Below are 270 nucleotides of genomic sequence, written 5' to 3' on the forward strand. Positions count from 1 at the left end.
GCGGGGCGTGAATTTTGTTGAGATCAGGACGTCATCTCTCCCGCGGATGAACTGACCCAGAATCGTCTCCGAAGCGCCCATGCCGTAAACTGCGGCTGTGTCCCATAGATTTAATCCGGCATCCATCGCCGCATCAAATACGGGCTTCAGATCCTTGGCAGTCAGGTCATTCCCGAAAACCGCATCTCCTCCGTTGGCGCCGTTCCCCCAGGACCAGGTACCAAGGGCTACAGCCGGGATCGTTATGTTTTTTAGCTGAAAAGTTTTCAT

At 54.1% G+C, this 270-nt stretch carries 1 protein-coding gene; it reads right to left on the reverse strand.

All coding sequences use genetic code 11. From position 1 onward, the window contains the following. A partial coding sequence (locus tag CPT76_RS20030) for an aldo/keto reductase (protein ID WP_181152973.1) occupies nt 1-270 on the reverse strand: 270 nt, incomplete at its 3' end.

Origin of the sequence: Paenibacillus sp. AR247, from assembly GCF_002968895.1 — a bacterium.
Classification (GTDB): domain Bacteria; phylum Bacillota; class Bacilli; order Paenibacillales; family Paenibacillaceae; genus Paenibacillus_AQ; species Paenibacillus_AQ favisporus.